General features: G+C 54.4%; 20 protein-coding genes. 7 read left to right on the forward strand and 13 right to left on the reverse strand.

The window, feature by feature from the left end:
* Nucleotides 1-43 precede the first annotated feature (43 nt).
* Entirely contained in the window at nucleotides 44-445 is a 402-nt protein-coding gene (gene stpA / locus IB214_RS05165; RefSeq protein ID WP_115257656.1) for a DNA-binding protein StpA, read from the forward strand.
* Between the two features lie 35 nt (nucleotides 446-480).
* Here stpA and IB214_RS05170 read toward each other — a convergent pair whose 3' ends face one another.
* From IB214_RS05170 to IB214_RS05180, 3 genes are all read right to left on the reverse strand, one after another.
* A complete protein-coding gene (locus IB214_RS05170) occupies nucleotides 481-660 on the reverse strand; it encodes a hypothetical protein (protein WP_115257657.1) in 180 nt (59 codons plus the stop codon).
* A gap of 80 nt (nucleotides 661-740) precedes the next feature.
* Nucleotides 741-1,268, reverse strand: a complete 528-nt coding sequence (locus IB214_RS05175; protein WP_115257658.1) for a rhodanese family protein — start codon at nucleotides 1,266-1,268, stop codon at nucleotides 741-743.
* A gap of 9 nt (nucleotides 1,269-1,277) precedes the next feature.
* A complete protein-coding gene (locus IB214_RS05180) occupies nucleotides 1,278-1,577 on the reverse strand; it encodes a metalloregulator ArsR/SmtB family transcription factor (protein WP_115257659.1) in 300 nt (99 codons plus the stop codon).
* Between the two features lie 184 nt (nucleotides 1,578-1,761).
* Between IB214_RS05180 and IB214_RS05185 the strand changes: the two genes are divergently transcribed.
* The gene (locus tag IB214_RS05185; protein ID WP_015585265.1) at nucleotides 1,762-1,920 is read left to right on the forward strand and encodes a YqaE/Pmp3 family membrane protein; all 159 of its coding nucleotides are present in this window, start codon (nucleotides 1,762-1,764) and stop codon (nucleotides 1,918-1,920) included.
* Here IB214_RS05185 and csiR read toward each other — a convergent pair.
* From csiR to IB214_RS05220, 7 genes are all read right to left on the reverse strand, one after another.
* Nucleotides 1,917-2,609 carry a DNA-binding transcriptional regulator CsiR gene (csiR, locus tag IB214_RS05190; protein WP_115257660.1) on the reverse strand — a complete coding sequence of 231 codons (693 nt, stop codon included), beginning with the start codon at nucleotides 2,607-2,609 and terminating at the stop codon, nucleotides 1,917-1,919. The genes IB214_RS05185 and csiR overlap by 4 nt on opposite strands.
* A 45-nt stretch (nucleotides 2,610-2,654) precedes the next feature.
* Nucleotides 2,655-4,055 carry a GABA permease gene (gene gabP, locus IB214_RS05195; RefSeq protein WP_096756017.1) on the reverse strand — a complete coding sequence of 467 codons (1,401 nt, stop codon included), beginning with the start codon at nucleotides 4,053-4,055 and terminating at the stop codon, nucleotides 2,655-2,657.
* A 144-nt stretch (nucleotides 4,056-4,199) separates the two neighbouring features.
* Nucleotides 4,200-5,483, reverse strand: a complete 1,284-nt coding sequence (gene gabT, locus IB214_RS05200; RefSeq protein WP_117343199.1) for a 4-aminobutyrate--2-oxoglutarate transaminase — start codon at nucleotides 5,481-5,483, stop codon at nucleotides 4,200-4,202.
* Nucleotides 5,484-5,507: 24 nt separating this feature from the next.
* Nucleotides 5,508-6,956: an NADP-dependent succinate-semialdehyde dehydrogenase gene (gabD, locus tag IB214_RS05205; protein ID WP_096756019.1), complete on the reverse strand. Its 1,449-nt coding sequence runs from the start codon at nucleotides 6,954-6,956 to the stop codon at nucleotides 5,508-5,510.
* A 23-nt stretch (nucleotides 6,957-6,979) separates the two neighbouring features.
* A complete protein-coding gene (gene lhgO, locus IB214_RS05210; RefSeq protein WP_117343200.1) occupies nucleotides 6,980-8,248 on the reverse strand; it encodes an L-2-hydroxyglutarate oxidase in 1,269 nt (422 codons plus the stop codon).
* Nucleotides 8,249-8,267: 19 nt separating this feature from the next.
* Nucleotides 8,268-9,245, reverse strand: a complete 978-nt coding sequence (gene glaH, locus IB214_RS05215; RefSeq protein WP_117343201.1) for a glutarate dioxygenase GlaH — start codon at nucleotides 9,243-9,245, stop codon at nucleotides 8,268-8,270.
* A gap of 260 nt (nucleotides 9,246-9,505) precedes the next feature.
* Nucleotides 9,506-10,108, reverse strand: coding sequence for a short chain dehydrogenase (locus IB214_RS05220; protein WP_117343202.1), 603 nt, complete (start codon nucleotides 10,106-10,108; stop codon nucleotides 9,506-9,508).
* A gap of 98 nt (nucleotides 10,109-10,206) precedes the next feature.
* On the opposite strand from IB214_RS05220, the gene IB214_RS05225 reads away from it, so the two are divergent.
* The gene (locus IB214_RS05225; protein WP_117343203.1) at nucleotides 10,207-11,097 is read left to right on the forward strand and encodes a LysR family transcriptional regulator; all 891 of its coding nucleotides are present in this window, start codon (nucleotides 10,207-10,209) and stop codon (nucleotides 11,095-11,097) included.
* Nucleotides 11,098-11,193: 96 nt separating this feature from the next.
* On the opposite strand, the gene IB214_RS05230 is transcribed toward IB214_RS05225, so the two are convergent.
* Genes IB214_RS05230 through IB214_RS05240 form a run of 3 tightly spaced genes read right to left on the reverse strand, consistent with a single transcriptional unit; the run spans nucleotide 11,194 to nucleotide 14,145 of the window.
* Nucleotides 11,194-12,708, reverse strand: a complete 1,515-nt coding sequence (locus IB214_RS05230) for a tripartite tricarboxylate transporter permease (protein ID WP_096756024.1) — start codon at nucleotides 12,706-12,708, stop codon at nucleotides 11,194-11,196.
* A 10-nt stretch (nucleotides 12,709-12,718) separates the two neighbouring features.
* On the reverse strand, nucleotides 12,719-13,153 hold the full coding sequence (locus tag IB214_RS05235; RefSeq protein WP_096756025.1) for a tripartite tricarboxylate transporter TctB family protein: 435 nt from the start codon (nucleotides 13,151-13,153) through the stop codon (nucleotides 12,719-12,721).
* Nucleotides 13,154-13,167: 14 nt separating this feature from the next.
* Nucleotides 13,168-14,145, reverse strand: coding sequence for a tripartite tricarboxylate transporter substrate binding protein (locus tag IB214_RS05240; protein ID WP_096756026.1), 978 nt, complete (start codon nucleotides 14,143-14,145; stop codon nucleotides 13,168-13,170).
* A gap of 152 nt (nucleotides 14,146-14,297) precedes the next feature.
* On the opposite strand from IB214_RS05240, the gene tctD reads away from it, so the two are divergent.
* The 4 genes from tctD (at nucleotide 14,298) to IB214_RS05260 (ending at nucleotide 19,359) form a co-directional block, all read left to right on the forward strand.
* Nucleotides 14,298-14,972, forward strand: coding sequence for a transcriptional regulator TctD (gene tctD / locus IB214_RS05245; protein ID WP_115257666.1), 675 nt, complete (start codon nucleotides 14,298-14,300; stop codon nucleotides 14,970-14,972).
* Nucleotides 14,959-16,371 (forward strand): sensor histidine kinase, encoded by a 1,413-nt coding sequence (locus IB214_RS05250; RefSeq protein WP_096756028.1) that lies wholly within the window; start codon nucleotides 14,959-14,961, stop codon nucleotides 16,369-16,371. Before tctD ends, IB214_RS05250 begins: the two co-directional genes overlap by 14 nt.
* Before the next feature lie 296 nt (nucleotides 16,372-16,667).
* Complete coding sequence (locus IB214_RS05255) at nucleotides 16,668-18,083, forward strand: undecaprenyl-phosphate glucose phosphotransferase (protein WP_117343204.1); 1,416 nt, start codon at nucleotides 16,668-16,670, stop codon at nucleotides 18,081-18,083.
* The gene (locus tag IB214_RS05260) at nucleotides 18,073-19,359 is read left to right on the forward strand and encodes an outer membrane beta-barrel protein (RefSeq protein ID WP_117343205.1); all 1,287 of its coding nucleotides are present in this window, start codon (nucleotides 18,073-18,075) and stop codon (nucleotides 19,357-19,359) included. The genes IB214_RS05255 and IB214_RS05260 overlap by 11 nt, the downstream gene beginning before the upstream one ends.

Raw genomic sequence — 19,359 nt, forward strand, 5'->3', positions numbered from 1 at the left:
GTAATACCATTTTTGCTTTATGCGTTAAAGAGGTTTTATTAATATGAGTTCAATGTTAAAAAACTTAAATAATATCCGCTCGCTGCGTGCAATGGCTCGTGAATTTCCGGTCGATGTACTGGAAGATATGCTGGAAAAATTCAGGGTGGTCACCAAAGAACGACGTGACGAGGAAGAACAGTTACAGCGCCAGCGTGCAGAACAGCAGGAAAAAATTAATACGCTGCTGGCGCTGATGAAAGCAGATGGGATTGAGCCAGAAGAGTTGCTAAGCATGACGACGGTGACGTCGCGAGCAGTTAAAAAACGTCAGCCGCGCCCGGCAAAATATCGTTTTACCGATCTCAATGGTGAAGTGAAAACCTGGACTGGACAAGGCCGCACGCCAAAACCTATTGCGCAGGCGCTGGCTGCCGGTAAATCACTCGATGATTTTTTGATCTAATTAGCAAGGCGGTGAGAGTGTCTCACCGCTTATTTTCAGCAAACGCCAAAATCGCCGTCTTCGCTATATCGGGTGACATCTGCTGCTTTCAGGGTGAATTTTTCACCGCTTTCATTACTGGCCTGCACGGCCACAATCTGCTCGTCATTTACTTCAACAACTTTCAATTTTGGTCCGCCCATACGCGGTTGAACCAGATCGCCGGGTTTAAACATGCTGTCCTCCGTTCTTGATGGCAAAACCCACCATAGATCAGGGCCATCGGCGGGTACAGCGCTGTTTCACTGATTACCGCTTAATGAGTACGCCGATTCCAGGGCATTTTATCCAGCAGCCGCGCCATGCCGCAGAAGCCGGTAACGCCTGCCAGGATAAGCCCCGCGCCGACAAAGCCGCTGAGCAGAAAGAAGGCGCTGCCAACGGCGTAACCGAGAACTACGCCGAGTAAGATAAGACTGCCTGCGGCAATCTGCACCTGGCGCATCAGCGGTAACGGCTGTGATTTATCTTCTACGACCGGCAAACCTGCTGCCTTCCAGGCGTCGATTCCCCCCTCAAGCAGCCAGCACTGGGCTGGTGCAGCAATTGCACTCAGTTTTGTGGCCGCATTTTGTGTGCGCTTACCCGACTGGCAGTGAAAAATAATGCGATCAGCGCGTAAGTTATCCGGCAATAACCCCTGGTCGAGCGCGGACAACGGTGCCAGATGCGCCTGCGGAATATGTTCGCGCAGATACTCATCGGCATCACGAATATCAATCAGTTTGGCTCCTTGCGCTAACAGCGTCTGCGCCTCGCGCGGGGAAATCGTCCCAATGGTCATGTTGGCTCCTTACGGGCAATACAGTGTTTTTAATGTGGCGATGAGGGAATTCACCGCCGCATTTTTGATGAAGTAGAGAATGCGCTGGGCATCACGTTGGCGGTCTATTAATCCTTCTTCGCGCATCCGCGCCAGATGCTGGGAGGTGGCAGAGGGGCTGAGTCCGGTGATCCGTGCGAGCTCACCCGCGCTGGTGCCCGGCGACCCGCAAAGCATGCACAAAATGAGCAACCGCTTCGGGTTGCTCATTGCTTTTAGCAAGCCGGCGGCCTGTTCAGCGCTGGCCTGGAGTTGTTCGAGTTCAGTCATATTTATTTAAGTAATTGCTAAATTAAGCATAATCTAAAATAAAGAGACAGCTTACGCCAGCGTCAAGAGCGTAAAGGAGGGTAAAACAGCAGGGCGAGACGGGTGGAGTTAGCTACACTGATTATTCTTAGAGATAAAATCTCTTTCTAAACAATGATTAATTTTTTGCTTGTAGGGAGTGTGTATGGGGTTCTGGAGAATAGTTTTAACGATCATTTTACCTCCGCTTGGCGTGCTGCTGGGCAAAGGTTTTGGCTGGGCGTTTATCCTCAATATTGTGCTGACGCTGCTGGGCTATATCCCAGGTCTGATCCACGCTTTCTGGGTACAGACCCGCGATTAAACTTTTTCTGCCAGCAGTTTGCCGGACATCGCCTGCTGAATAATCGGAATCGGCGTCAGCAGGTGCTGGCGCATTAATTCACTGGCGCGTACGGCATCGCGCGCCAGAATTGCGTCGGTCAGCGTCTGATGCTGATCGTGTTTATCTTCCAGCATTTCCACCGACAGCACCGTTTTATGCAGCCAGATAAACCGGTAGCGCGCCGCCAGAGAGAACAGCCGTTCACGCATTTGCAGCAGATACTGCGACCCACAGCCGGCAACAATCGCCGTATGAAACGCCTGATGGCGCTGATCCCATTCATCCAGCATCTCTTCGCTGGCATCAACGGCTTCCAGTTTGCTAAGCATATGCGCGCGCGCCAGAATTTCCGCTTCCCAGGCGTCGTCGCCGCGTTCGATAGCCAGACTGACCAGCATGGCTTCCATATTGGCGCGGGCGTCAAAAATATCCAGCAGCTCCTGCTCAGACATTGACGCCACACGATACCCTTTCTGATTGACCACCGTGACCAGTCGCTCCGCCACCAGCTGCGAAAGCGCCTCGCGCAACGGTCCTACGCCGAGTTCATAGCGTGACGTCAGCAGACTCATTCGCAATTTTTCATCGGGCTGAAACACCCCGCGGATAATGTCGTTCTTGAGCCAGCGGTATCCATCAATGGCCGTCGGTTGGGAAATGGCGGTCATGGTCTTACTCCTGAAAAGGTGTCCCGGCCTGCGCCGGCAACAGGTTTAGCGCGTACTGTGCAACGGTGCTTTTTGCCACGATAGCAGTTTTTTCCAGCGCGCCATAATCGGCACGGTGCAAATGATCGCGATGGCGAGCAGCCCGGTTGAGATGACTTCCAGCTGTTGTGCCGGACGAAACAGCATCGCCACCAGTACAAAGCCAATAAAACCGATCACCAGCCACGTCAGCCACGGATAGAGCCACATTTTCATCTTGATATCTGCACCTTCCGCCAGCAGGATTTTGCGCATCCGCAGTTGGGAAACAGCAATGACCAGATAGACCAGCAGCGCGATGGCACCAGAGCTGTCGATGAGAAATTTAAACACTTTTGCCGGTGCGTAATAATTCACGATCACGGTGAGAAACGCCGCCCCGGTAGAGAGTAGCACGGCGACATAAGGCGTTTTGCTGCGGTTGAGTTTACCCATAAAGGCCGGGGCATCACCGCGACGGCTCAGGGAATACAGCATACGGGAGGAGGTATACAGCGCTGAGTTCAGACAGCTGGTGACTGACAGCAAAATGACACAGTCCATGATCAGCTTAGCGTGCGGGATATGCAGTAACTCCAGCACCGAGCGGTAAGAGCCCACCTCTTTCAGCCCCGGCATATTCCAGGGGATTAGCGCGACCACCACAAAAATGGAACACAGATAGAAAATGGAGATACGCCAGATGACCGAGTTCGTGGCGCGCACGATGTGTTTATCCGGCGTGTCGGACTCGGCGGCAGCAATGGTGACAATTTCTGCGCCCATAAAAGAGAACATGGTGATCAGCATCGCGCTCAGCACTGCGCCAAAACCGTTGGGCATAAAACCGCCCTGATCCCATAGCCTTGATACTCCGCTGACCTCGGCGTAGGGATAAAACCCACTAATCGCCGCCGCCCCGAGGGCAATAAATGCCAGGATGGCAATCACTTTGCACAGTGCCAGCCAGAACTCAAACTCGCCGTAATTTTTGACGCTCAGCAAATTACTGCCGGTTAACGCCAGCGTGATAACCAGGGAAAATAACCAGATGGGCACGCCCGGGATCCAGGAATGCAGAATGATGGCGGCAATGTTGGCTTCCAGCGGAATAACCAGCACCCAGAACCACCAGTACAGCCAGCCAATGGTATACCCAGCCCACGGGCCGATGGCCTTATCGGCATAGGTGGAAAACGATCCGGTATCCGGCGTGGCGACGGCCATTTCGGCCAGCATGCGCATAATCATCACCACCAGTAACCCGGCGAACAGATAGGCCAGTAGCACCGCAGGACCGGCTTCTGCAATCGCTACGCTTGAACCGACAAACAGGCTGGCGCCGATAACCCCGGCAATAGACAACATGGTGACGTGGCGTGATTTCAGCCCGCCCCCTAAATCATGTGATTGTGACACTTGCCCCATCTTTTAACCTCGTTATTGTTATTGACGTTGCTTCCTGCACCTTACCCGTAGGCCCGGTAAGCGGAGCGCTACCGGGCATCACAATATTGCCGGAGGCGGCGCATGCGCTTTATCCGGCCTACAATCCCCGCTCAGATACGGGGTTTAGCCTTGCTTCGCCTCGGCAAAACACTCGGCGATGATGTCCAGCCCCTGGCGGATTTGCCCGTCTTCAATGGTCAGTGGAACGAGGATGCGCAGCACGTTGTAGTACGGTCCGCAGGAGAGCAGGATCAGCCCTTTATCACGGGCGCGGGCGACAATTTCGGCGGTCAATTTCGCATTAGGCTTATGGCGATCGCCGTCTTCAAACAGTTCAATCGCAATCATCGCCCCCAGGCCACGTACGTCACCAATCTCACGGTGGGTTTCGGCAATCGCCAGCAGGCCGTTGCGCAGGGTGTTGCCGAGGTCATTGGCTTTTTGCAGCAGATTTTCCTGCTCGAAGATGTTCAGCACCGCCAGCGCGGCGGCACAGGCAATCGGGTTCCCGGCATAGGTGCCGCCCAGACCGCCCGGTGGGATCGCGTCCATCACCTCGGCGCGTCCGGTTACGCCCGCCAGCGGGAAGCCGCCGGCAATTGATTTGGCGAACGTGGTGATATCCGGCGCGACGCCCATTTGTTCCATCGCGAACAGTGTGCCGGTACGGCCCGCGCCGCTCTGGACTTCATCGGCAATCAGCATGATCCCATGCTCGTCACAAATGGCGCGCAGGCGCTGCATAAAGGCAGGGGAGGCGGCATAGAAACCGCCTTCGCCCTGGATAGGTTCAATGACGATGGCGGCAATGTCTTCCGGTGCGGCATCGTTTTTGAAGATGCGGTGGATACTGGCGATGGCATCGTCTTCGCTGATGTCATGCAGCGCACAAGGATACAGGGCGCGATAAACGTGGCCCGGCATCAGCCCCATACCGGCAGAGTAAGGGTTTACCTTTCCGGTTAGCGACAGGGTGTAGTGGGTTCGGCCATGGTAAGCGCCGCTAAAGGCAATGGTACCGCTGCGTTTGGTGGCGGCGCGGGCAATTTTTACCGCGTTCTCCACCGCTTCGGAGCCGGTGGTCACCAGCAGGGTTTTCTTGGCGAAATCGCCCGGCACCTTTTGGTTCATGATTTCACACAGTTCGAGGTACGGCTCGTAGGCCAGTACCTGGAAGCAGGTATGCGACAGCTTTTTCAACTGCGCTTCTACCGCAGAGACAATCTGTGGGTGCAGGTGGCCGGTGTTCAGCACCGCGATGCCGCCAGCAAAATCAAGGAATTCACGCCCTTCAACGTCCCAGACCCGGCAGTTTTCTGCACGTTCGGCAAAAATCGGGTGGATCTGTCCTACGCCACGTGGAACTGCGTTGCTACGACGTTGCATGAGTTCTTTATTGGTGCTCATCAGGTGTTCTCCAGTATTGTTTTATTAAAGGCCGATACACATGTATTTGATTTCTAAATAGTCTTCGATGCCGTATTTCGATCCTTCACGGCCAAGACCGGAGGCTTTGATGCCACCAAAGGGAGCGACTTCGTTGGAGATAATGCCGGTGTTAATGCCGACAATGCCGTACTCCAGCGCTTCACCGACGCGGAAGACGCGGCTCAAATCACGGGCGTAGAAATAGGCGGCAAGGCCGAACTCGGTATCGTTGGCCTGCGCGATGACGTCAGCTTCGTCTTTAAAGCGGAACAGCGGTGCCAGCGGGCCGAACGTCTCTTCTTTGGCAACTTTGGCATGGTTGGGCACGTCGACCAGGATGGTTGGCTGGAAGAAATTACCGCCCAGCGCGTGAGCCTTACCGCCGCTGATAATCCGGGCGCCTTTATCCAGTGCGTCGGCAATGTGTTCCTCTACTTTGGCGACGGCCTTTTCATCGATCAGCGGTCCGGTGGTGACGTCAGGTTGCAGGCCGTCGCCAAGGTGCAGCTTGCTTACGGCTTGCTGAAGTTTTTCGGCAAAGCGCTCATACACGCCATCCTGCACATACAGACGGTTGGCGCAGACGCAGGTCTGCCCGGCATTGCGGAACTTCGAGGCCAGCGCGCCTTCGACCGCTTTGTCGAGATCGGCATCGTCAAAAACGATAAACGGCGCGTTGCCGCCCAGTTCCAGCGACACTTTTTTGATGTCTTTGGCACACTGCTGCATGAGCTGACGACCAATTTCAGTGGAGCCGGTAAACGACAGCTTGCGCACCAGCGGGTTGCTGGTGAGCTCATTGCCGACCGCGCCCGCCGAACCGGTGACTACGCTGAAGACGCCTGCCGGGATCCCGGCGCGGTTAGCCAGTTCTGCCAGCGCCAGCGCGGAGAACGGCGTCTGGCTGGCGGGTTTAAGCACCATGGTGCAGCCTGCGGCCAGCGCCGGACCGGCTTTGCGGGTGATCATTGCCGACGGGAAGTTCCACGGCGTAATTGCGGCGGTGACACCAATGGGCTGCTTAATGACGATCAGGCGTTTATCGGCCTGATGGCCGGGAATGGTGTCGCCATAAATGCGTTTACCTTCCTCGGCAAACCATTCAATAAAGGAGGCGGCATAGGTGATTTCGCCTTTGGCTTCCGCCAGCGGCTTACCTTGTTCGAGTGTCATCAGGCGGGCGAGATCGTCCTGGTGCTCAATCATCAGGTTGAACCAGCGGCGCAGAATCGTCGCCCGCTCTTTGGCGGTTAGCGCACGCCAGGCAGGCAGTGCACGGTTAGCTGCCTCAATGGCTTCACGGGTTTCATCCGCGCCCATTTTCGGTACGCTACCCAATTGCTGACCGTTGGCGGGATTGGTCACCGCGATAGTTTCGCCGCCGTTGGCGTCGCGCCAGTGGCCGTCAATCAGCGCCTGCTGGCGAAATAAGGTGGGATCGTTAAGTTGCATAATAGCGTCCTGTCGTAAAAGGGTTAACGGGTAAAGGCGGCGTGTAATGTCTCCACGCTACGTGCCGCACGCAGCGTGCGTCCGGGATTGCTCTGGTTTTCCAGTAGCGCATGAACTTTGCTGACGATATGCGCCCCGATGGGGAGAGCAGACGTCGCCGCCGGAGAAGGCGCGTTGCAGGTGTGAATCGAACGCGGCGTGGTGACAAACAGGAAGTCGTCAATCAGTTTGCCATCCGGCGATACCGCTTGTGCCCGCACGCCCGCAGGCCAGGGCTGCAGGTCTTTTAGCGTCAGGCTCGGGCAGTATTTTTGTACCCGGCGCAGGTAGCCGCTTTTGCACAGCGAGTTTTTCATCTCGCTTAAGCCGGAACGTAAATTGTTTTGCAGCACCCGACGGATGCCGGAAGAGCCGAGGATTTCCAGCGTGTCACTCAACGAAATATCACGTTTACGATAGCCTTCACGCTTAAACGCCAGCACCGCGTTGGGGCCGACCGTGACGCTGCCGTCAATCATGCGGGTGAGATGTACGCCGAGAAACGGCATTGCCGGATCGGGGATCGGGTAGATCAGGTGGTTGACGATGTGGTTATGTTCCGGCGCCAGACGGAAGTATTCCCCGCGAAACGGACAGATGATAAAGCCCGGCTCAACGCCGAGCATTTTCACCAGTCGGTCAGCCATCAACCCGGAGCAGCTAATCAGCGTAGCACCCTCATACTCCTGGCCCTGGCGGGTGTGTACGATAACGCCCGCAGCGTGTTCTTTCAGGCCGCTGACTTCGGCGTTGTAAACAATCTCACCGCCTTTGGCCTGGAAAATTCTCGCCATCGCGGCGGTGACGTCGCGGTAGCTGACGATCCCGCTTGATGGCACAAAAATCCCGCCCAGCCCGGTGATGTTAGGCTCGCGCTCGTGCAGTTCTTCGGCATTGAGCCATTCGCGCTCAAGACCGTTGGCGGCGGTGCGATCCCACAGGGCGCGCATACGCTCCATTTCAAGCGTTGAGGTGGCGACCAGCATCTTTCCACAGACGTCATAGCGGATGCCGTTTTGATCGCAAAAGGCTTTGGTGGCGAGATTGCCGGCCAGACAAAACTTCGCCTTCAGGCTGCCGGGGGTGTAATAGACCCCGGCATGGATCACTCCGCTGTTGTGGCCCGTCTGATGACAGGCCGGACCGGACTCTTTTTCCAGCAGCGCAATTCTGGCGTCCGGGTAGACATCAATCAGCTGCATGGCGGTCGACATGCCGATAATGCCGCCGCCAATAATCATAAAATCATACATCCGCTTAATTCCTTCGCGCTTACTGATGCGTCTGGTAGTGGTTTGTAGCGTAGGCAAAGTAACCACGCTGGCGCATCAGTTCGCGGCGCAGGTCCGGATGCGACGTGAAGCGATCGCGCCCGTGCAGCCAGAACAGGTTGTTGATCAGCAGGAATTTACCGACCGAAACCGGAACGGACAGGATGCTTTTGCTGGTCTCCAGCGCATCGGAGAGCGCGCTTAGCCAGACACCCTCTTCATAATCTTTTGGCTGGACGAACTGGTCGATGTAGCGCATTACCGGGCGACCCTGCTGGTCGACGTCAAACACCGGATGAAACACGTCCTGGCTGACGTTTTTGCTTGGCGGCGCGGCAAAACGCATTGGGCGGCGGGCCAGCGGATGGGGGAAGTAGTTCTCCAGATGTTCCCAGTCGTCGAGGTGCAGCAGCAGCGAATTGCCGCCGGTCATGTTCTGCTCATCGATTTTCATCATCAGCACGTAGTCGGTGATCTCTTCGAGGTAGGTGCCGTCGTTATGCAGCTCCATCACGCGGTGTGGCTGGCGCAGGTAGCTGTCGGAGTTATCGACGTTTTTCACCACGAAACGCGCGTAGTACTGACCGCTCATCGCATCAAAGTTGGAGCGGCCGATCAGATGCGCCACTGCCGTTGCCAGTTTGACCATCTCCTCTGCCTGCGCCACGTCATCGACACCTTCCGCGTTGATCAGCAATGCACCTTCGGCGCGATCCAGCAGCGTTTTTAGCAGCAACGGTTGCAGCTGATTGCCGCACAAGTCGTCGAGGATGTTTGCCACTTTGAAGCGCAGGAAGGATTTGTATTCCAGCGCCTGCACCGGCCATTGCGCCACGGCCTGCAGAAATTGCTCAGCGGTTTGGGCAGAAAACGTCAGCTCCAGCAGGCGTGGTGACTGGGCTGACGGTTTCAGCGTGAAGCCACGGTAGTGCTGGGCTGGATCTTCAGCGTTCGGTTGTACGGCAGTCAGTGCGTTCATCAGAATCGATCCTCTCAGTAGATTGTCAGGGAGACATGGCGCTGCTCGTTTCGTAGCCATAAATTAAAAATATCTACATTTTTGGAAAACGCGCACAGAATGAACTTGTTTGTTTATTATTTGTGATCAAAAACAACAAATATTTAACATCATAAAAGGTGAGGGTAATTACGTGTAGCGGGAGGAAATACGGAGAAGGATCTTTTAAAACAGAGGGTTAATCAGGCTGCCGCTGGCGGAGCGCCGCGACAGCCACAATATCAGTAGCCGACTTTGTAAATACGACCGGTTTGAATGCCTTCGACGCTGCGGCGATAGGCGTTAGCGACCGTGGTGGCGGGGACGCTTTCAAAGCCGGGGAAGAAACCGTCATACGCCGCAGCGGATTCACTCAGCACGGTGGGGCTTATCAGGTTAATGCGTATGCCGCGCCCTAATTCGCAGGCTGCGGCGCGTACAAACCCTTCCAGTCCGGCGTTGACCGTTGCCGCGCTGGCCCCTTGCGCAATCGGCTCATGGGCGATAATGCCGCTAATCAGCGTAATCGAGCCGCCCTCGTTGAGGTAATGCTGCCCGGTCAATGCCAGCCGCACCTGGCCTAGTAACTTATCCTGCAACCCCTGATTAAACTCGCCGTCGGTCATGGTCGACAGGGGGCCAAAGAACAGGCTACCGGTGGCGGAAACGATGGCATCTACCCGACCGATTTTTTCAAACAGCGCCTGCACGCTGTGCTGTGAGGTGATATCGACCTGGTAATCACCCTGCGTGCGGCCCACGCGAACAATCTCATGTTTGCGACCCAGTTCTTCTGCGACTGCGCGGCCGACGGTACCGCTGGCACCAATAATGACGATTTTCATAACCACCTCCGCAATTGTGTGAGCCGCTATTCTTTAATGAAAATGAAATCGGATAAACTGGCTAAAAGTTAGATGATTACTAACCAGAGGTTTGTAATATGGATAAGCTTCGCGGCATGGAAACGTTTATCGCCGTGGTGGAAAGCGGCAGCTTTACCGGGGCGGCAACGCGGCTGGAAATGTCGGCGGTGATGGTAGGGAAATATATCGCACTGCTGGAAGCGCAGCTCGGTACACGGTTACTGGAGCGCAACACCCGTCGGCAAAGTCTGACCGACGCCGGGCGCGTCTATGTTGAGGAAGCCCGGCGGGTGCTGGAACAGGTGTCGATAGCCGAACGCTCGGTGGAACGACTGCGGTTGGCACCGGCGGGGACGCTGCGCATCAGCGCGCCCACGTCTTTTGGCGCCTGTGTCGTTTCGCCGCTGGCCGCGGCTTTTTTACAACGCTGGCCCGAGGTGCGTATTGAACTGGATCTGACTAACCGGATGGTGGATTTGGTGAACGAGGGGGTCGATCTGGCGATCCGCATTGGTGATATTCACCAGACAGATGTGGTGGCGAAATATCTGTGCCCGTACCGTATGGCGATCTGCGCGTCAGCGGACTATCTGGCGCGTTACGGTACGCCCCGGACGCCTGCAGATCTGGTGGACCATCTGTGCTTGTCCCACACGGTGTGGACGGCGCGTAACGAATGGACGTTGCCGGGTATGGAAGGTGAAGTCAGATGGAAACGCGATGCGATCCTGCGCTGTAACGATGGTCACGGTCTGCGCATGGCGGCGGTGGCGGGCGCGGGGTTGCTGTTGCAGCCGGAAGTGTTGCTGGCGGACGAGCTTGCCAGCGGCAAACTGGCTCGAGTGCTGGAGGGCTTTACGCCACAGCCGCGACCGATTCATCTGCTGTGGCGTCAGGATTTACGCCCCTTGCCGAAACTGACGCAGTTTGTCGAGCATATGCTGGAAGGCACGCAGGGGTTACGCTGAAAATAAAAATGCCGGATGGCGTTGCGCTAATCCGGCCTACGGGAGGTAGCTATTGTAGGCCGGACTAGACGCGTCAGCGCCCCATCCGGCCTATTATTAGCCGATATCCACCTGCGGTTTGCGGTTGCGCTTGCGGATCAGGCGCAGCACCGGTGGGATCACGATAACCATCACCGCCATCGCCAGCAGGACTTTTGCCACGCCGCTGGCCCACAGAATATCCATACTGCCGTTGCTGATCGACAGCGCGCGGCGCAGGTTCTGCTCCAGCATTTCGCCCAGTACAAAGCCCAAAATCAACGGCGACATCGGGAAGTGCATTTTACGCAAAATGTAGCCGAAGACGCCGAGCCCGACCATCAGCACCAGATCGAACGTCGTACTGTGTACCGCGTACACACCGACAGCGGAGACCGCAGCGATGGCCGGCACCAAAAACCACAGCGGGATGGTCAACATGCGGGTAAACAGACCGATCAGCGGGATGTTCATCACCAGCAGCATCACGTTGGCAATCAGCAGTGCCGCAATCAATCCCCAGACGATGTCCGGTTGCTCGGTAAACATTGCCGGGCCCGGGGTGATGTTGTACAGCGTCAGCGCGCCCATCATCACCGCCGTGGTGCCGGAGCCAGGCACGCCGAGCGTCAGCATCGGAATAAACGAGCCGCAGGCCGAGGCGTTATTTGCAGCCTCCGGTGCGGCAACGCCGCGAATATCCCCTTTACCGAAGCTGTCGCTGTTACCGCTGAGCTTTTTCTCGGTCATGTAGGTGATGGCGCTGGCGATGGTCGCCCCGGCGCCAGGCAACACGCCGACAAAAAAGCCTATCACCGACGAGCGCAGCGTCGCGCCCACGCATTGCGCACCTTCTTTGGCGTTGAACATCATGCGGCCGGTTTTACGTACCAGCGCCTGACCGCTGCTGGTATGTTCCAGCATTAACAGGATTTCTGAGACAGAGAACAGCCCAATCACCACCACGATAAACTGCACGCCGTCGGAGAGATGGACACTGTCAAAGGTGAAGCGATATACCCCGGTGTTGGCGTCTACGCCGACGGTCGCAAGGCCAAGACCGATCAGCGCTGCCAGAAAGGATTTCAGCGGGTTTTGCGCCATCATGCTGCCGAGGCAAGCAATGGCGAAGACCATTAAGGCAAAGTATTCTGCCGGACCGAAGGCCAGCGACCATTGAGCCAGTGCCGGAGCAAACAGAATGATGCCGCCGATGGCGATCAGCGAGCCAAAGAAAGAGCTGACCGCCGAGATAGAGAGAGCCACGCCGCCGCGTCCTTGCTGCGCCATCGGGTAGCCGTCGAGGGCGGTCATAATAGCGGCGGCATCGCCGGGCACGTTCAGCAAAATCGACGAGATTCGCCCGCCGTATTCGCAGCCGATGTAAACGGTCGCCAGCAGGATCAGTGCGGACTCTGCGGGCAGGTGCAACGCAAAAGCCAGCGGCAGCAGGATCGCCACACCGTTAATGGGGCCTAGCCCCGGCAACAGCCCGACAATGGTGCCAACAAAACAGCCGATCAGCGCAATGACCAGGTTTTCAGGCGTCATCGCCACCGCAAAACCCTGAGAAAGATATATCCAGGTATCCATCGTTTCTCCGTTAACTCAGCCAGGCGCCGAGAGGTAAGGTGACGTCAAGCAGCCGATCGAAGGCATACCACAGCAGAATGCCAAGAACCGACCCGGAAATACCCGCCGCCGGGATGGTGGCTCCGAACAGCAGGCCAATCACCACGGTGAGAATGGCGGTGGCAATGGGAAAGCCCAGCCACTCGAATCCCCAGGCGTACATAAACAGAATAATCACCATCGTCAGCAGCTTTTGCAGTACGTGGCGACGAGGCCAACTGATGGTGTCCGGGTGGCGCAGGAGTAACGCCACGGCGCACAGCAACATCAGGCCGATAATGCCCAGCGGAAAGGGACGCGGGCCGACCGGCTCATAGCTGTATTCGCTGGTTATTTGCCAGGCCACGAACAGCCCGGCTATACAGAGCAACAGCCAGATACCCGCAAAAATACGATCGCTCATCATTGTTGCCCCTGCGCTTATTTAGCCAGACCGAAGGCTTTTGCCTGCTCACGATAATCGGTGACCTGCTTCTTCACGTAGGCGTCGAGTTGTTGCCCACTCATGTTGAATTCAAACAGACCGCGAAGATCGCGTTGCTTTTTAAATTCATCGGTTTGTTGGAGTTTGGCAAAGGCGTCCACCCACCATTGATACTCGGCGTCGCTGACTTTGGGTCCGACGTAGAAGCCGCGGATAATCGGCCACACGAGGTCATATCCCTGCTCTTTGGCGGTGGGCACATTGGCTAACTGACCCGGTAAACGCTGGTCGGAGAACACCGCCAGGACGCGGATTTTGTCGCCGTTGAGGTAGGGCACCATCTCGCTGAGATCGCCGGAGACCACCTGCACGTGATTGCCCATCAGCGCCGTGACCGGTTCACCGCCGCCCTCAAACGCCACGTAACGCATCTTATGCGGATCGACGTTGGCTTTTTGCGCCAGCAGCGCCGACTTCATCCAGTCCTGACTGCCAATAGAGGCACCGGCGCCAATCACTACGCTGTTGGGATCTTTCTCCATGGCCGTCAGCAGGTCTTTCAGCGTTTTCCATGGGGCATCGTTGCGCACGGCAATCATGCCGTAGTCGGTGCCGACGCTTGCCAGCCAGCGCACATCGTCGACGCCATAACGGCCAAATTTACCCTGCGACAGGTTCAGCAGCGACCCGCCGGAGAAGGCCACCACGGTGCCTGCTTCGGCAGGGCGTTGGGCGACGATGGCGTTATAGGCGACCGCCCCGACGCCGCCAGGCATATAGGTCACGCGCATCGGTTTTTCGATGGCGCCGGTTTCCATCATGCTCACCTGAATCAGCTTACAGGTGAGGTCAAAACCGCCGCCGGGTTTTGCCGGGGCGATACATTCGGTGCGTGAAGGCGCTTGTTCCGCCAGAACAGAGGTACTCATCAGTAACATGCTTGCAGTAAGGGTACGAAGTAATTGTTTTTTCATTATTTATCCTCACGCCGGATGACCGGATTTCGGGTACGGAAGATTATTTTTGTGATTATGTGAGCCGATGTGTAGCAGTTCGGTTGCGTGATTGTTAAAACATTAACCTTTCAATTCCCTTTCAATGCGGCAGAAACTTTACAGGATGTGATATGCGTCTCTTATTAGCGGAAGATAACCGTGAGCTCGCTCACTGGCTGGAGAAAGCGCTGGTGCAAAACGGTTTTGCCGTTGACTGCGTGTTTGATGGTCTGGCGGCCGATCACCTGTTACACAGTGAAACCTATGCGCTGGCGGTGCTGGACATCAATATGCCTGGGCTGGACGGTCTTGAGGTGGTTCAGCGGCTGCGTAAGCGCGGGCAAACACTTCCCGTTTTGCTGCTGACAGCACGTAGTGCGGTGGCGGATCGGGTAAAAGGGCTTAACGCCGGTGCGGATGATTACCTGGCAAAACCGTTTGAGCTTGAAGAGCTGGATGCCAGGCTGCGGGCGCTGCTGCGGCGTAGCGCGGGGCAAGTGCAGGGTATACAGCAACTCGGTGAGCTGGCGTTTCATGATGAGGGTTATTTTCTGCTGCAGGGACAACCGCTGGCGCTGACGCCGCGCGAACAGGCGCTGCTGACGGTGCTGATGTACCGACGGTTGCGTCCGGTCTCGCGCCAGCAGTTGTTTGAACAGGTCTTCAGCCTGAGCGATGAAGTCAGCCCCGAAAGTATTGAACTTTACATCCACCGTTTGCGTAAAAAACTGAACGGCAGCGACGTGCGTATCGCGACCCTGCGCGGCCTGGGCTATGTGCTGGAGCGCAGTGATGAAGTGGGTTAAGCCGCAGTCGCTGTATCTGCAACTGCTGATGTTCCTTGGCTTACCGCTGCTACTGCTGTGGGGGCTGTCGGCGTTTAACAGCTATGTCAGTGCCCTGCAGGCAGCGACCCAGGCGTATGACCGGACGCTGCTCTCATCGGCGAGAACGGTATCCGAGCGGCTGGTGGTGCGCAATAAACGCCTGGAAGTCAACGTACCGTGGGTGGTACTGGACAGCTTTGAGCTGAACATGAACGATCGGCTGTACTACAAGGTGGTGGATCCGACGGGGAAGGTCATTTCTGGCTATGACGATTTGCCGGCGATGCCGCCTTCCACCTCGCGCACCCGGCTATACCCGGCGCTGGCGTGGTTTTATCATACTGAATATCGCGGGGAGGCTATTCGCGTGGCACGCCTGCTCCAGCCGGTGAATGAAGGCGGGATTGTCGGTATGGCGGAGATTTATGTCGCCGAAACGCTGCAATCACGACGCTATCTGGCGCGACAGCTGCTGTTCTCATCCTGGGTATCCCAGGGGCTGCTGGTACTGCTGACGCTGGTGCTGGTCGGTTGGCTGCTGCGACGGGTATTACGCCCGATGCGCCAGCTGTCATCATTGATGGTACGCCGCGAGCCGGGGCTGCTGACGCCACTGCCGGAGTTGCTGCCGTGGTCGGAAACTCGTTTGCTGATCGTGGCCTTCAATCGCTACATTGACCGGCTACGCGCACTGATATCGCGCCAGGAACGGTTTAGCGCAGATGCTTCTCATCAGTTAAAAACCCCGCTGGCGGTGCTAAAAACGCAGGCTGCGGTAGCCCTTGCTAGCCCGCAGCCGCAGCAGTGGTATGAGAGTTTACAGGCCATGAGCACTACGCTCGACAGCACCATTCAATTGACGGAGCGATTGTTACAGCTTTCTGCCGTGAAGCGCAAAGAGCAGGGAGAAAGACACTTTTCACCGGTCAATCTGTTTGAGGTGGTGCAAACCAGCTGTTTTACCCGCCTGGCGCAGGCGCGTAGCAAAGCCATCGATCTCGGCTATGAAGGGGAACAAGAGGCGGTGTGGATTGAAGGGGATGATGTTCTGCTCGGCGAGCTGTGCGGGAATCTGCTGGATAATGCGCTGAAATACACGCCTGCACAGGGGATGGTCACCGCCCGCCTGCTGCGCGAGGGAGAAAGCGTGGTGCTGGTGGTTGAAGACAGTGGCCCCGGTATTGATGACGATCGGGTGCATCAGGCGCTGTTACCGTTTCATCGCCTGGATAATGTGGACAATGTTCCCGGGGCGGGGATTGGGCTGGCGCTGGTCAATGATATTGCTCGCCTGCACCGCACGCACCCACAACTGTCGCGCAGTGAAACTCTGGGAGGGTTAAGCGTGCGGGTGCGGTTTTTATGCGTCGCGGGTTAAAGCAGCTAAAAATAATCAGGCATAACCTATTTTGCTAGTCGACGAATGGTTATCTGTCAATAATATATCCGTTGTAGATAATCATATATTTCTAATAATAAAAATCAAATGGTCATGAAAATAATATTCAATTAAATCAAGTGGGTATGAATTTTTCATGAGACTGTAGTCACAATTTGTAATACTAGTAATTACATTTGCTGACACTCCGACATTGCGATTTTTGAGCTTGTGATATAATTAGCCATATCAAGCGATAAAAAAATAATTAAAATCAATCGATAATAGGCTGAGATATGCTTAAAAATTCGCTAAAGATTAGCAGTCAAGGATATCCAGTTTATATAAAACTGGTCGATTTCCTTGTCATCAATTTTACTCTAATTTTTAGCGCCAAACTGCTAGGCATGCTGCCGTTTTCGACGATTGTAATCCTCAGTGTGATCTTCTCACTTCTGTTTTTGTTGTTTGCTGAATACACCAAAATGTACCAGCAGAAGATCAAAACCATTAGCTTGCGCAACCAAAAGAGACTGCTGGCGTGTACGCTACTGGCCATTTTCTGTAATGAGTGGGTTCGTACGACCATTGCGGATCCTCAGTCGCTGGGGGATCTGAATGCACTGGATCCGCCTTTTTGTTCAGCTATTGTCATTTGGTATTTTATTCCACTACCTGTCCTTTATTTTATTCGTTTTTTTCTTTTTAAATACTCAGCCAAGAAACATATTCGCGTTGCCGTTATTGGCCTGACCGAGAATGGTCTGGCGGCGGAAAATGCGTTGACTACGGAATACGGCAACATCAAGTTAGACCTGGCATTTTATGATGAGCGCAGTCCAGATCGTTGTGGCGATGTGGTTGATAAAATAAAAAGCCCCTTTCGCGGCTCGGTCATTAATTTAGTTGAAGAAGCCAAAAATGGGAATATAGATGAGATCTATATTGCGCTACCGATGGTGGCGTTACAGCGCATTCGTCATTTTTTGGCGATGATGTCTGATACCACGGTCGATACCTATATTGTGCCTGACTTTTATACCTACAGTAACAATATGTCCAAGCTGCGCTCGATCCACAACCTGCAAACCATCGGCATTTTTAGCTCGCCGTTTGAAGGTGCAGGATCGTTTATTAAGCGGACTGAAGATCTGGTACTCGGGAGTCTCATTATGGTGATGATCTCCTCACTGATGCTAGTCATCGCCATTGGGATCAAACTCACCTCGCGCGGCCCGGTATTTTTCAAACAAGACCGCTATGGTCTGAGTGGGCAAAAAATTAAGGTCTGGAAGTTTCGCTCAATGCGGGTGATGGAGAATTCTGACACCGTTATTCAGGCTACGAAGAACGATCCACGGGTGACGAAATTCGGTAGTTTTTTACGTCGCACCTCGCTCGATGAACTGCCGCAATTTATTAATGTGTTGCAGGGAAGTATGTCGATTGTCGGTCCCAGACCGCATGCAGTTACGCATAACGAGCAGTACCGTAAGCAGGTCGAAAATTACATGATCCGCCATAAAGTGAAGCCAGGGATCACCGGTCTCGCGCAGATTAATGGGTTTCGTGGGGAAATCGATGCGCTCTATAAGATGGAAAAACGTGTCCAGTATGACATTGAATATATTCAAAACTGGTCATTATGGTTGGATATAAAAATTATTATTAAAACTATTTTCAAAGGATTTGTCGGTAAGAATGCATACTAAAATACTCGTTATTACCGGGATCGTGATATCGCAGTCCGCATGGGCTGATCTGACACCGAAATCACACATTGGCTTTGCGGGGATCGACTTCCAGGGCAAGGTTGCTGTGGATTATGGTTATGATGATAACGTGACATATCAGCCACATAACCGCGATGCGAAAGGTTCCGCCTTTCAGAGTGCTGCGCCCGTGCTGAGTATGATCGGCGAGCGCGGTCAGGATACGTATTTGCTGATGTATTCGGGGGATTATCGCCACTACTCCAGCGATTCTGCGGATAACTACAACGATCATTTTTTCCGTTTTAACGGTGCCTGGCGTTACGGGCGAATGCACGGCTTAACCCTAAATCTGGAAGATTCGCTTGGGCATGAAGATCGTGGTCGCGATATTACTGAGGGCTTTTTGCCGAGTCAGTTTCGCCAGTATGGGATTAAATCTCCACTGACGACCAATTTTATCAACAGCGAACTGCGCTACAGCTACGGCGCGCCGGATGGGCGCGGTAAAGCGGAACTGGCGTTGTTATATAAAAAGCTGACGTTCGGTAATACGTCGTATGTTCAGGATACCAGTAAAGAATTTTATACCTACATTCAGCAGCAGGAATGGCATGAGAATAGCCTGGTTGCGGAGATATTTGACCAGTACACGTCGAGAACACGTTTTCGCTATAGCTTTATTACTAACCAGCGTCATTACGATAACAACTCAGAAAAAGACAGTAATGAATACTATTTGCTTTACGGCCTGAAATCGCAGTTGACGGGTAAAACGAATGTCGACATGAATATTTCATGGTTATACAAAACATTTGAAAACGATCCAAACTCGCATGATTTTAATGGTCTAAACTGGGATGTAAAAGGAGAGTGGAAACCGTTACAGCAGTCTGTTTTCACCGCGCGTTCGTCGCAAAGTATTAAAGACCCGTCGGAAGTTGGTGGCTATATTTTAGTTACTGAATATGGGATTTCTTACCAGCATTTTTGGTTGGGTAATCGCTTTTCTACCCTCCTCGACTATGCATACACCATGGAGGACTATAAAAAACAGAACAAGGATCGCCATGATAAAAGGGGTGTATTTAGCGTAACTATGAGCTATGACTACACGCCGTCAGTGAATTTTGCAATTAAATATCAGTTAGATACATTGAATTCTAATAAGGATACTGACTCGTTTTATATCGGTCCCAACGACAATCAGGAAGTCATCAGAACGCTAGGTTATGATAATTCTATGATTATGCTTACAGCTAAGGTTCAGATCTAA

Source organism: Citrobacter sp. C1, assembly GCF_014596895.2.
GTDB lineage: Bacteria > Pseudomonadota > Gammaproteobacteria > Enterobacterales > Enterobacteriaceae > Citrobacter > Citrobacter gillenii.